Origin of the sequence: Mycobacterium sp. NPDC050441, from assembly GCF_040655355.1 — a bacterium.
GTDB lineage: Bacteria > Actinomycetota > Actinomycetes > Mycobacteriales > Mycobacteriaceae > Mycobacterium.
In genome coordinates, this window is the sequence record NZ_JBFAJS010000005.1 from 211,791 (window position 1) to 224,861 (window position 13,071).

Annotated in this window: 10 protein-coding genes; all 10 read right to left on the reverse strand. The window is 69.5% G+C overall.

The window, feature by feature from the left end; genetic code table 11:
- Positions 1-39: 39 nt before the first annotated feature.
- The 10 genes from pgeF to AB0I14_RS16700 all read right to left on the reverse strand — a co-directional run bounded on the left by pgeF (position 40) and on the right by AB0I14_RS16700 (position 13,041).
- Complete coding sequence (gene pgeF, locus AB0I14_RS16655) at positions 40-753, reverse strand: peptidoglycan editing factor PgeF (protein ID WP_358023371.1); 714 nt, start codon at positions 751-753, stop codon at positions 40-42.
- A gap of 34 nt (positions 754-787) precedes the next feature.
- Complete coding sequence (gene ftsZ, locus AB0I14_RS16660) at positions 788-1,948, reverse strand: cell division protein FtsZ (RefSeq protein ID WP_358023374.1); 1,161 nt, start codon at positions 1,946-1,948, stop codon at positions 788-790.
- Between the two features lie 180 nt (positions 1,949-2,128).
- Entirely contained in the window at positions 2,129-3,118 is a 990-nt protein-coding gene (locus AB0I14_RS16665) for an FtsQ-type POTRA domain-containing protein (protein ID WP_358023378.1), read from the reverse strand.
- Complete coding sequence (gene murC, locus AB0I14_RS16670) at positions 3,115-4,575, reverse strand: UDP-N-acetylmuramate--L-alanine ligase (RefSeq protein ID WP_358023382.1); 1,461 nt, start codon at positions 4,573-4,575, stop codon at positions 3,115-3,117. The genes AB0I14_RS16665 and murC overlap by 4 nt, the downstream gene beginning before the upstream one ends.
- Positions 4,572-5,723 carry an undecaprenyldiphospho-muramoylpentapeptide beta-N-acetylglucosaminyltransferase gene (gene murG, locus AB0I14_RS16675; protein WP_358023385.1) on the reverse strand — a complete coding sequence of 384 codons (1,152 nt, stop codon included), beginning with the start codon at positions 5,721-5,723 and terminating at the stop codon, positions 4,572-4,574. Before murG ends, murC begins: the two co-directional genes overlap by 4 nt.
- Entirely contained in the window at positions 5,720-7,363 is a 1,644-nt protein-coding gene (ftsW, locus tag AB0I14_RS16680) for a putative lipid II flippase FtsW (RefSeq protein WP_358023388.1), read from the reverse strand. The genes murG and ftsW overlap by 4 nt, the downstream gene beginning before the upstream one ends.
- 5 nt (positions 7,364-7,368) lie before the next feature.
- The gene (gene murD / locus AB0I14_RS16685; RefSeq protein WP_358023391.1) at positions 7,369-8,859 is read right to left on the reverse strand and encodes a UDP-N-acetylmuramoyl-L-alanine--D-glutamate ligase; all 1,491 of its coding nucleotides are present in this window, start codon (positions 8,857-8,859) and stop codon (positions 7,369-7,371) included.
- 2 nt (positions 8,860-8,861) lie between these two features.
- Positions 8,862-9,941, reverse strand: a complete 1,080-nt coding sequence (mraY, locus tag AB0I14_RS16690) for a phospho-N-acetylmuramoyl-pentapeptide-transferase (RefSeq protein WP_358023394.1) — start codon at positions 9,939-9,941, stop codon at positions 8,862-8,864.
- The gene (gene murF, locus AB0I14_RS16695) at positions 9,938-11,503 is read right to left on the reverse strand and encodes a UDP-N-acetylmuramoyl-tripeptide--D-alanyl-D-alanine ligase (protein WP_358023398.1); all 1,566 of its coding nucleotides are present in this window, start codon (positions 11,501-11,503) and stop codon (positions 9,938-9,940) included. The genes mraY and murF overlap by 4 nt, the downstream gene beginning before the upstream one ends.
- Positions 11,500-13,041, reverse strand: a complete 1,542-nt coding sequence (locus tag AB0I14_RS16700; RefSeq protein WP_358023401.1) for a UDP-N-acetylmuramoyl-L-alanyl-D-glutamate--2,6-diaminopimelate ligase — start codon at positions 13,039-13,041, stop codon at positions 11,500-11,502. The genes murF and AB0I14_RS16700 overlap by 4 nt, the downstream gene beginning before the upstream one ends.
- Positions 13,042-13,071: the final 30 nt, after the last annotated feature.

Below are 13,071 nucleotides of genomic sequence, written 5' to 3' on the forward strand. Positions count from 1 at the left end.
CAATCTCACTCCAGGCTCACTAGCGGCTCGTTCCAGGCTTCATCCGGGACGCTGCTCCATCCACACCACACTCGCCAGACGTCCGGTCGGTGCCTCCCGGCGATGGCTGAACAGCGCACGGTCGGCGACCGTGCACCGGGGGTCCACGTCGATCGCGGTGACACCCAAATCCTTTAACTGCCGGGAGATTCCGGCACGCAAGTCCAAGCCGGGCGTGCCGCGCGAGGTTGTCGTGCGAGCACCCGGCAGGACGGACTCCACCTCGGCCGCCATCGCTTCGGGCACCTCGTAATTGGCGCCGCTGACCGCGGGGCCGAGCAGTACCGAGATATCCCCGACATGCGCTCCGGCGGCCAGCATCGCCTCCAACGTCCGCACGACGATGCCTTTTTGTGCGCCGACCCGTCCGGCATGGACCGCGGCGATCACCCCGGCCTTGGCATCGCCCATTAATACCGGGACACAATCGGCGGTCACCACAACCAATGCCAAACGCGGGGTCGCCGTCACCAATGCGTCGGCATTATCGACCGCGGTCTCGCGCGGTCCGTCCACCGTGACGACATGATCGCTGTGCACCTGATTCATCCAGACCAGCGCATCGGCCCCGACGGCGGCCGCCAAGCGACGCCGGTTCTGGGCCACGGCCCCCGGATTGTCGCCGACATGGTCGCCGAGGTTGAACGAATCGAAGGGAGGTGCCGAGACACCACCGGCGCGGGTTGTCGTCACCCGCCGAATACGAACACTCACAATCCCAGTATCCGAACCCGCCGCCGGGCCCCGCTCAGTGCCGCATGAACGGCGGCACGTCGACATCGTCGTCGGCGATCCCGCCGTCTCCGTCGCCACCGACACTGACGGTGGCTCCATTGGTGTGTGCCGGGACGCTCACCGCATCCGTCGGTTCGAACAGTGACGTGGTCACCTTGCCGGAGCGGGCCGAGGCGATGGGCTGGGTCGGCGCCGCGCTCGGGCTGACCACCGGCTTGCGACTCGGCCCGGCCATGTCGAACCCGGCCGCGATGACGGTGACCCGCACCTCGTCACCGAGCGAGTCGTCGATCACCGTGCCGAAGATGATGTTGGCCTCGGGATGAGCCGCGTCCTGCACCAGCGAGGCAGCCTCGTTGATCTCGAACAGGCCGAGGTCACTGCCGCCGGCCACCGACAGCAGCACGCCCTGCGCGCCTTCCATCGAGGCTTCCAGCAGTGGCGAGTTGATCGCGATCTCGGCGGCCTTGAGCGCCCGGCCGTCGCCGCGCGCCGAGCCGATGCCCATCAACGCCGTACCCGCGCCGCTCATCACGCCCTTGACGTCGGCGAAGTCGACGTTGATCAGACCGGGCGTGGTGATCAGATCGGTGATGCCCTGGACGCCGTTGAGCAGCACCTCGTCAGCGCTGCGGAACGCGTCCATCAACGACACCGCGGCGTCGCCCATCTGCAACAGCCGGTCGTTCGGGATCACGATGAGCGTGTCGCAGCTCTCACGCAGCGTCTGAATGCCGTTCTCCGCCTGGTTGCTTCGGCGCTTGCCCTCGAATGAGAACGGCCGCGTCACGACACCGACGGTGAGCGCGCCGAGCTTGCGTGCGATCGACGCGACGACGGGTGCGCCACCGGTTCCGGTGCCGCCGCCCTCACCGGCGGTGACGAACACCATGTCGGCGCCGCGCAGCAGCTCCTCGATGTCGTCCTTGGCATCTTCGGCAGCCTTGCGGCCCACTTCGGGGTCCGCACCTGCGCCGAGCCCACGGGTCGAGTCCCGGCCGACGTCGAGCTTGACGTCAGCGTCGCTCATCAGCAGTGCCTGTGCGTCGGTATTGATGGCGATGAACTCGACGCCCTTGAGGCCCTGTTCGATCATCCGGTTGACGGCGTTGACACCGCCGCCGCCGATACCAACCACCTTGATTACCGCGAGGTAGTTATGCGGGGGGGTCATGGTTCGTCTTCCTCCCAGGTTGGGTGTTCATGGCCGCCGAACCCTCCTCCTGCAAACTCTCAACCTCAACCATAGGCTTAGAGTTATGTCAAGTAGTTCCGCGCAAACAGAACGGTAGGGGGCCAACGCCGGTGATCGCGGCAGGCGCGCCGACGCGCCGCGCGGCAATTTTCCGTCGAACTACTTGACAGTCGGCAGATCTGGGCTGGACACGTCGTACGTGTGCCCCGGCTGGGTCAGCAGGGCGGCAAGCTTCAGCGCCTTCTCGTCGGTCCGATCGTTGGTCCCCCACACCACCACCCGACCGTCGGCCAGCGTCAGCGCAATCGAGGCCACCGACGGGGCCGCGATGCGGCCCACCTGTGCGACCACATCCGGCGGCAGTGCCAACATCACCTCGAGCGCGGCCTTGGTGGCCGGATCGGTCGGGCCCGGATTGTCGGCGTCCAGATACGGCAACGTCGGCGGCGGCGGTTCGGTTGCGAAATCGACTCCGTCGCGGTCGAACAGATGGGGACCGTCGGGATAGTCCTTGACCACCACCGGCACCCGCTCGACCACCGTGATCCGCAGGGTCGACGGATATTCGCGCTGCACCCGGGCGGTGGCGACACGCCGGATGATGGCCACCCGCTCGGCCACCGCGTCCGTGTCGATCTGCAACAGCGGCGTGCCGGGTGCCACCGCGGCGGCCGCCAGCACCTGCTCCTGCGGCACTGCGGCCGCGCCGTCGACCACCACATTGCGCGCCGCCATCGCCGGCGTGAAGTACAGAACCAGGCCCAAAGCCACCGCGACCACACTGGCCAATGCGGACCAGAGCAGCACCTTCAGACCGCGAATAGTGCTGCGGGCCACCGGATCCGTGGTGTCCGAGGGCTGCCCGTTCACCTTGCGCTTGGCCTCTCGGCGGGCATGCTCGATCGCCACGGCCCGGTCCCGCGCAACCCGGCGCTCCTCGCGCTCGCGGCGGGCGCGGCGGCGGGGGCCTTCATAGTCGGCGGCTGCCGCGGGCGGCACATCGGCTTCTGCCGCGGGCGGCACATCGGGTCCTGCCGCGGTCGACTCGCCGGACTCAGCCGGGCCGGGTTCCTCGTGAACCGGGCCGGATTCCACCGGAGCGGTTTCCTCGGCCGCCTCGTCGGGACCGCCGGGACCCGTTTCGGTCACGGCGAATCCGTCGTTGAACTGCCCGGCGCACTGCGATTCGCCTTGATTCCGAGCTCGGTCACGATTTCCTTGCCCAGCATGGTGACGTCACCGGCACCCATGGTGAGCACCACGTCACCGGCGCGGGTCGAGGCGGCGACTGCGGCGGCGACGGCCGAGAAGTCGGGAACATAGGTGACCGGCGCGCTGACATGCTCGGCGACCGTGGCACCGCTGATACCGGGAAGCGGCTGCTCCCGCGCGCCGTATACGTCGAGCACGAAGACCTCGTCGGCGGCACTGAGGGCCGCACCGAACTCTGTCGCGAAAGTCGCTGTGCGCGAGTACAAGTGGGGCTGGAACGCGACGATCACGCGGCCACCGGTCTGGTCCACGACCGTCCTGGCGGCCTCGAGGGTGGCCCGGACCTCGGTGGGATGGTGCGCATAGTCGTCAAAGACCCGGACACCGGACGTCGTGCCGACCAGCTCGAAACGACGCCGCACCCCCTCGAATCCGGCCAGCCCGTCGAGCACGGCCTCCGCCGGCGCGCCCACCTCGATGGCGGCCAGCAGTGCACCGAGCGCGTTGAGCGCCATGTGCCGGCCGGGCACCGCGAGCCGGATCGCGCGTGGATGCGGCTCACCGGCGAGCTGGATATGTGCGACCGCCCCGGTCCCCTGCTGTTCCCAGCTCAGCAAGGTGCCGGCCAGATCGCCGGCGGGCATGCTGCCGTAGCGCAGCACCCGGATCCCCAGTGAGTCAGTGTGTTCGGCGAGCGCAGCCGCCCCCGGATCATCGGTGCAGACCACGAGCGCGCCGCCCGGCGCGATCCGATCGACGAATGCGGAGAACACCGCGGTGTAGGCCTGCTCACTGCCGAAGAAATCCAGGTGGTCGGCCTCGATGTTGGTGACCACCGCGACATTCGGGGTGTACTCCAGCAGCGAGCCGTCACTCTCGTCGGCCTCGGCGACAAAGCACGTCCCGCTGCCGTGATGGGCGTTGGTGCCCGCCTCGCCCAGTTCGCCGCCCACCGCGAACGACGGGTCGAAACCGCTGTGCTGCAACGCCACGATGAGCATCGACGTGGTCGTGGTCTTGCCGTGGGTGCCCGTCACCATCAACGTGGTGTAGCCGGCCATGAGCTTGGCCAGCACCACTGGGCGCAGGATCACCGGGATTCCGCGGCGCCGGGCCTCGACCAGTTCCGGATTGGTCTTCGGGATCGCGGCGTGGGTGGTCACCACCGCGGTCGGCCCGCCCGGCAACAGGTCCAGCGACGACGCGTCATGACCGATTCTGACCTCGGCACCGCGCGCGCGCAGGGCCACGACACCGCGTGACTCCTTGGCGTCCGATCCGGACACCAGGCCGCCCCGGTCCAGCAGGATCCGGGCCACGCCCGACATCCCGGCTCCCCCGATACCGACCATGTGCACTCGCTGCAGTTCAGCCGGAAGTGAATTACCGTTCACTGCAGCCTCTTTCGTTGAGCGCGGGCGACATCCAGGGCGACCTGCGCCACCCTCCGAGCGGCGTCGGGATGGCCCGACAACGAGGCGGCAGCCGTCATCGCCGCCAACCGTGCGTCGTCGGTCATCAGGGCGGCGACCGTATCCGCCACGAATCCGCCGTCGAGCCGGGCATCGTCGACGACGATGCCGCCACCGGCCGAAACCACCGGCAGGGCGTTGAGCCGCTGCTCACCGTTGCCGATCGGCAGCGGGACGTACACCGCGGGCAGTCCGACAGCGGTCACCTCGGCAACCGTCATCGCCCCGGACCGGCAGATCGCCAGATCGGCTGCGGCATATGCCAGATCCATCCGGTCCAGATATGGCACCGCGACATACGGCGGTGTCCCCGACGCAGCAGGCGGCAGATCAAGGGTGTTCTTCGGCCCGTGCGCATGCAGCACCGAAACACCGGCAGCCCCAAGGGCTTCGGCAGCCGACGACACCGCACGGTTGATCGACTGCGCCCCCTGCGAACCGCCGAACACCAACAGCACCCTGGCATCCGGCGCGAATCCGAAAAATGCCCTGGCCTCGGCGCGCAACGCCGCACGGTCCAACGACGTGATCGCCGCGCGCACCGGCACCCCGACCACCTCGACCTTGCGCAGACCGGGTTCGGGCACCGCCGAGAGCACCCGGCGGGCCGACACCGCACCGACCCGGTTGGCCAGGCCGGCACTGGCGTTGGCCTCGTGCACCACCACCGGGACAGCACGCCGACGCCCGTGCATGCCGAAGCCACCACGGGCCGCGAGGTAGGCAGGCAGCGCGACATAGCCGCCGAACCCGATCACCACGTCGGCCTCCACGCCGGCCAGCACCGAACGGGTCTGGCGGATCGCGGCGCGCACGCGCAGCGGCAGCCGCACAAGATCTGCCGATGGCTTGCGTGGCAGCGGCACCGGAGTGATCAGCTCGAGGTCATATCCGCGCTGGGGCACCAACCGGGTTTCCAGACCGCGGGCGGTTCCGAGGGCGGTGATCCGGACCTGCGGATCGAGTTCCCGCAGCGCATCGGCCACCGCCATGGCCGGTTCGACGTGACCTGCCGTGCCACCCCCGGCCAGAACGACGGAAATCCCCCGGTCGCTTCTACCCTCACTCACCCGTAACGCTGACCTTCCAAAGTCCGGGCCCGTTGACCCTGTTTCCGCTGGCCTGCAGGATATCGGACCGCGGACTTACCGCCCGCGGCCGCCTGCTGACCAGCGGCGCGCCCGGACCGGCGTGCCGACCGGTCGGCGCCGTGCGGCGTGCGGCGCCTGGCTCCCGCTTGCCCCTGCTTGGCCCCACCCTGTCTGGATTTGGCCTGCCTGCCCGATTGCTTGCCGGTGGTCGGCTTGGCACCGGTCTTGCCTGCGGGCTTGCCCACACCGCGCGAGGGCGGCTTCCGACGATCGTGCAGCCGGTTGCGGGCGACCTCAAGGCGGGTGGGGACATAGGGCTCGGGCAACGGCAGCCGCAGCAGCCGGGTCATCCGGTCATCGCGGCCGGCGCGCAGCGCCGCCACGGCCTCCGGTTCGTGCCGGGCCGCGTTGGTGATCAGACCCATCATCAGAAGTGTTGTGGCTTGCGAAGATCCGCCGGCCGAGATCAGTGGCAGCTGCAGCCCGGTGACCGGCAACAGACCCACCACGTAGCCGACGTTGATGAACATCTGGCCGACGACCCACAGTGTGGTGGTCGCCGTGAGCAGACGCAGGAACGGATCGGCCGAACGCCGGGCGATACGCATCCCGGTGTAGGCGAACAGCCCGAACAGCGCCAGCAGGCCCAGGGCGCCGATGAATCCCAGCTCCTCGCCGATGATCGCGAAGATGAAGTCGTTGTGCGCGTTGGGCAGATAGTTCCACTTGGCGGTGCCCTGACCCAGCCCGTCACCGAAGATTCCGCCGTTGGCCAGGGCGAACCGGGCCTGGCGGGACTGATAGCCGATCCCCTGACCATCGGCCGCCGGGTCGAGCCAGGACTGCACGCGGTCGGACCGGTAGCCCGCGGAGACCGCCAGGACCGCGGCCGCCAACACCGCGGCCAGCAGGGAAGACAGGAACACCCGCAGCGGGAGGCCCGCGTACCAGAGCAGACCGAGCAGGATGATGCTCAGCGAGACGGTCTGTCCCAGGTCGGGCTGGGCGACGATCAGGGCCAGCGCGATCACTGCGGCGGGCACCAACGGGATCAGCATCTCGCGCAGCGAGGCCCGCTCCAGCCGGCGGGCCGCCAACAGGTGCGCGCCCCAGATCGCGAAGGCGATCTTGGCCAGCTCCGAGGGCTGCATCGAGAATCCGGCAACGACGAACCAGCCGCGAGAACCGTTGGCCACCTTGCCGATTCCAGGGATGAGCACCAGGACCAGCAGCACGATGGTGAAGGCGAACCCGGGGAACGCCATCCGGCGCAGGGTCCGCACCGATATCCGCAAGGCCAGGTAGAACGCGACCAGCCCGACAACCGTCCACATCACCTGGCGGCCGAACACCGCCCATGGCGACCCGTCGAAGTCGTAGGAATACACGCCCGATGCCGAGAGCACCATGATCAGGCCGAGGGTGGTGAGCAGCGCGGTGACCGCGATGATCAGGTGGAACGAGGTCATCGGCCGGCTCAGCCAAGCACCGAACCGGGTCCGCGGAGCCGTGGCGTTCGAGCTGGGTGCGGCCTCGGAAGATCCGCCCGCGGCTGAATCGGAGGTTTCGCCGGTCGCGGCACCGTCACGGCGGCGCAGCCGGGCCAGGATGCCGACCACCTCGGCTACCCGATCGCGGCGCGGACGGCGCCGGCGAACGCATCGCCACGCTGGCCGTAGCCGCTGAACTGATCGAAGGACGCGCCTGCCGGGGCCAGCAACACGGTGTCACCCGCGCCGGCCAGCCCGCGGGCGACATCGACGACCGCCGCCATGACCGCGTCGGAGACCGGACGGTCCCCGACGTCGATCACACGAGTCACATGATCACCAATAGACTCATTCGTCTCAAGCACCCCAGAATCCTCCCCCGTCACAACCGCGACAACGGGGACATCCGGGGCGTGTCGCGATAACGCATCGGCAACCATCTGCCGATCCCGCCCGATCAGCACCACAGCAACCAGGCGATTCGCCACGTGACGCACCAATTCGTCGACCGAAGCGCCCTTCAGCAAGCCCCCGGCGATCCAGATCACCCGGTCGAATGCGGTGATCGAGGCCTGCGCGGCGTGCGGATTGGTGGCCTTGGAATCGTCGACGTACCGCACCCCGTCGGCCTCCCCGACCAGCTCGGCACGGTGCCTGCCGACCTGGAACGACGCCAACGCGGTCGCGATCGAACCCGGCGCCACCCCGACGGCACGGGCCAGCGCCGCGGCCGCCAGCGCATCGAGCACGCCGACGGGACCGGCCACACCGATCGTCGCGGCATCAGCCAACTCGACATCGTCGGCGAACGCGCGGTCGACCAGCTTCCCGGCACGCACGCCGAGCTCGCCGGCGGCCGGTTCGCCCAGCCGGAATCCGACCCGGACCGGCGCCCCGGCGGCCGGCAGCAGACCGGCGGCCACCGGATCGTCGAGACCCGCCACGGCTACCCGGCCGGCCAGCGCCCGGGCCTTGTCGGCGGCGTAGCCGGCCATCGAACCGTGCCAGTCCAGGTGGTCCTCGGCGACGTTGAGCACCACGCCGGCGTCCGGGCGCAGCGAGGGCGCCCAGTGCAACTGAAAACTGGAGAGCTCGACGGCCAGCAACTCCGCGGGCTGGTCCAGAACGGCCAGCACCGGGTCACCGATGTTGCCGCACAACAGGCTTCGACGCCCGTCGGCCAGCAGCATCTCGTGCAGCATCGACGTGGTGGTGGTCTTGCCATTGGTGCCGGTGACGACCAGCCAGCGCCGGGGCGGGCCGTATACACCGGCGGCGTCCAGCCTCCAGGCCAGCTCCACATCACCCCAGATCGGTACCCCGGCCCCGGCCGCCGCGGCCAGCACGGGAGCTGTGGGCGGGAATCCCGGGCTGGTCACCACCAGCGCGTAGTCGGCGATGGCGGCGATGGCCCCGGCCGGATCGATGACGGCAGTGCCCTGCTCGGCGAGGACGCGCAGGGCATCGGCATTGTCATCGCACAGCGTCGCAGCCACGTTCAGCGGTGCCAGCGCCGCCAGCACGGCCCGTCCGGTCACCCCCGCACCGGTCACCAACACGGGGGCACCTTGGGTCAGCAGTGCGAGATCGTCGTCACCGTCGCGCCCGCCGGATGGGCCCGCCACCGTCAGGCTCCGACTGCGGTGAGCCACTCGCTGTAGAACAGGGCCACACCCAGACCACAGGCGATCGCCGTCAGCAGCCAGAACCGGATGATGACCGTGGTCTCGGCCCAACCGACCAGCTCGAAATGGTGATGGAACGGCGCCATCCGGAACACCCGGCGGCCCGTGGTGCGGAACGCCAGGATCTGCACCACCACCGAGGTCACCTCGGCCACGAACAGTGCGCCCAGAACGACAGCGAGGATCTCGGTGCGGCTCGTCACCGACAGCCCGGCGATGATGCCGCCCAGGGCCAGCGAACCGGTGTCACCCATGAAGATCTTGGCCGGCGCGGCGTTCCACCACAGGAAGCCGATGCACGCGCCCGCGGTCGCTGCCGCGATGATCGCCAGGTCCAGCGGGTCGCGCACGTTGTAGCAGCCCAGGCCCGGCGCCGTGGCGCAGGCATTGCGGTACTGCCAGAACGTGATCAAGACGTAGGCCGCGGTCACCATCGCCATCGCACCGGCCGCCAAACCGTCCAGACCGTCGGTGAAGTTCACCGCGTTCGACCAGGCACTGACGATCACGACGCAGAACAACACGAACACCCACGACGCCAGCGTCACCGTGGCGATCTCGCGGACATAGGACAACTCGGGGCTGCCGGGGGTCAGACCGTCGCCATTGCGGAACTGCAGGGCCAGCACGCCGAACAACACCGCGGCGGTCAGCTGGCCGACGGTCTTGGCGGTCTTGTTCAGGCCCAGATTGCGTGAACGACGCAGCTTGATCAGGTCGTCGACGAAGCCCACCAGTCCGAGCATCGTGGCCAGCCCCAGCACCAACAGCCCCGAGGCCGACGGACCGTCACCGCCCAGCGCCACCCCGACCAGATGGGTGCCCAGGTAGCCCGCCCAGATGCCGGCCACGATCGCCACGCCGCCCATCGACGGCGTCCCGCGCTTCTTGGCGTGGCTGGCCGGGCCGTCCTCACGGATCTCGTGCCCCAGCCCGCGCTTGGTGAACAGCCGGATCAGTGCCGGGGTGAGCAGGATCGAGACCGTCAGCGCGATACCGACGGCAATCAGAATGAGCTTCATCGGTCGGCGTTCCCAACTTCTTCTGCCGTCGGAGACGGCGATCCGGGTTCCGCAACCAGCGCTTCGGCCAGCGCACCCAACCCCACCGAGTTCGATGCCTTCACCAGCACCACGTCCCCAGGCTGCAGCTCAGCCTGCAGCAGGGCCAGCGCAGCATCGGCGTCGTCGACCATCGTGGACTCAGACCCCCACGAACCCTCCATCACCGCGCCGTGGTGCATGGCGTTCATAGTCCTCCCGGTTCCGACGACGATTAACCGAGACACATCTAAGCGCACCGCGAACCGTCCGATCGCGTCGTGCTCGGTTATGGCGTCGTCACCGAGTTCGGCCATCTCGCCCAACACCGCCCAGCTGCGGCGCTTTCCACCCAGCTCACCAGCCGGTTCACCGGGGCCCAGCCGGGCCATCCACGCCAGCGCTTTCAGCCCGGCACGCATCGAATCCGGGTTCGCGTTGTAGGCATCGTTGATCACCGTCACACCGTCGGCACGGGTACCCACCTGCATCCGGTGCCGCGAGACGGGGCCTGCGCCCGCCAACGCCGTCGCGACCTGTTCCAGGCCGGCACCGCACTGCAGCGCGACCGCCGCCGCGCACAACGCATTGCCCACCTGATGATCGCCGTGGACCGCCAGGGCCACCTCGACTTCCCCACCGTCCGCGTGCAACGTGAACCGCGGGCGGGCCAGATCATCGAGGGCCACCGGGCCGGCCCACACGTCGACCTCGGAGCCGGGCTCACGCGACACCCGCACGACGCGGGCCGCGGTCTTACCTGCCATGGCCGCGACCGCGGTGTCGTCGACGTTGAGGATCACCACTCCGGAGGCCGGAACAGCTTGCGGCAACTCGGATTTGGTGCTGGCAATGGCCTCACGCGAACCGAACTCGCCGAGGTGCGCGGTGCCGACGTTGAGCACGACCGCGATCTGCGGCGGGGCGATGGCGGCCAGAGCGGCGATATTGCCGGGATGCCGGGCCGACATCTCCAGGATCAGGTAATCGGTCTCGGGTGTCGCGCGCAGCACCGTCCACGGATGACCGAGCTCGTTGTTGAACGAACCCGGCGGCGCGATCACCTGCCCGAGCGGGTCCAGCACCGCGGCCAGCAGGTCCTTGGTCGAGGTCTTGCCAGAGGATCCCGTCACCCCGATGATCGTGAGCCCCCCGGCTACCAGCTCGGCGGCCACCGCCGCGGCCAGCTCGGCCAGCGCGGCCAGGACCGCCGCGCCGGAACCGTCGGTGTCGAATTCCAAAGCGCCCGAAGAGGCGTCGACGCCACCACCGGAACCACCGGACTTCTTCACGATGATCGCGGGCACCCCGACCGGGCGTGCGGCCAGCACCACGGCGGCCCCGGACGCGACCGCTGCCGCGGCGAAGTCGTGGCCGTCGGATCGGGCGCCGGGCAGCGCCAGGAACAGTCCACCGGGGCCGATGGCGCGGGAATCGAACTCGACGGTGCCGGTGACGGTGGTGGCGGCCGCCGCTTCGGGGGTGATGTCGGCCAACTCACCGCCGACGATCTCGGCGATCCTGGCGACGGTCATCTCGATCACGTGCCCGGCTCCCCTTCCTTGAGTGCCTCCAACGCTGCCGCCAGCTCTTCACGATCATCGAACGGCCTGGTGTGGCCGCCGCCGGTCTGGCCGCTCTCGTGCCCCTTGCCTGCGATCAGCACGATGTCGCCGGGCCCGGCCCAGGCCACCGCACGGTCGATCGCCGCCCGCCGGTCGGCGACCTCCACGACCTCGGCGCCCGCCTGCGCTTCGGCGGCCCCGGCCATGATCGCCGCGCGGATCAGTGCGGGGTCCTCGTCGCGTGGATTGTCATCGGTGACGACGACGAGATCGGCCAGTTCGGCCGCGACCCGTCCCATCGGCGCTCGCTTGCCCGTATCCCGGTTGCCGCCGGCCCCGAACACCACGCCGATGCGGCCCTGTCCCGACGCACGGAGCGTCTCCAGGACCGCCTGCAGCGCGCCGGGCTTGTGCGCGTAATCGACCAGTGCCAGGAACTGCTGTCCGCGGTCGATCGGCTGCAGCCGCCCCGGCACGGTCGCCGTTCGCATTCCCGGCGCCGCCTGCCCGGGCGACACCCCGGCCCCGTCCAGCAGTGCGAGCGCCAGCGCCGCATTGGCGACGTTGTAGGCACCGGTCAGCCCGATCCGAATCTCGTGAGCCACTCCGGCCGGGTCGACGAGGGTGAACTCCTGGGACCCGACGCCGACCGCCGAGACGTTGCGCACCTGCCAGTCCGCCGGCGCGCCCGCGGCGCTGACCGTCGTCACCTTCTCTGCCCGGCCGGCCATCGCCACACCCGCATCGTCGTCGACGCAGATCACCGCAGCGGCGGCATGGTTGCGCGAACCGGGATCGAACAGACCGGCCTTGGCCTCGAAGTAGTCCTGCATCGTCGGATGGAAATCCAGGTGGTCGCGCGACAGGTTGGTGAACCCGCCGAGCGCGAAAACGATCCCGTCGACACGGCCCAGTGTCAGCGCATGGCTCGACACCTCCATCACCACGGTGTCGACACCGCTTTCGACCATCACGGCCAGCAACGCCTGCAGATCCGGCGCCTCGGGAGTGGTCAGCGCGCTCGGCAGATCACGTCCGGAGATGCGCACGCCCACCGTGCCGATCAGTCCGGCCACCCGGCCGGCGGCCCGGAGCCCGGCCTCGGCCAGATACGTCGTGGTGGTCTTACCCGACGTTCCGGTCACCCCGATGACGGTCAGGCGCTCCGACGGACGCCCGTACACCTCGGCCGCCACCTCACCCAGCACCGAACGAGGGTCGGGATGGACCAGGACCGGGACGTCGAGTTCACTCAGATCGGCGGCGCCGGCAGCGTCGGTGAGTACCGCCGCCGCACCGGCGGCAACCGCGTCGGCGGCATAGTGCGCACCGTGGACCGCCGATCCCGGCAGCGCCGCGAAAAGGTCCCCGGGCCGGGCATCCTGACCGCGCAGGGTCACTCCCGTCACCCGAAGTTCCGGCAGGGGATTTCCGGTGGCGGATACCGCTTGGACCTGTTCGGCGAGCGGCACGAGGTATTGGCCGGCGGGACGGCTGGGACGCAGCTTCATGGCCATGCCACAGTACCCATCTGCGGGCCCCCGACC

Bases quoted from the DNA above. Each gene is read 5' to 3' on its own strand.
- ftsZ (WP_358023374.1), bottom strand. From the start codon at position 1,948: ATGACCCCCCCGCATAACTACCTCGCGGTAATCAAGGTGGTTGGTATC.
- mraY (WP_358023394.1), bottom strand. From the start codon at position 9,941: ATGAAGCTCATTCTGATTGCCGTCGGTATCGCGCTGACGGTCTCGATC.
- AB0I14_RS16700 (WP_358023401.1), bottom strand. From the start codon at position 13,041: ATGGCCATGAAGCTGCGTCCCAGCCGTCCCGCCGGCCAATACCTCGTG.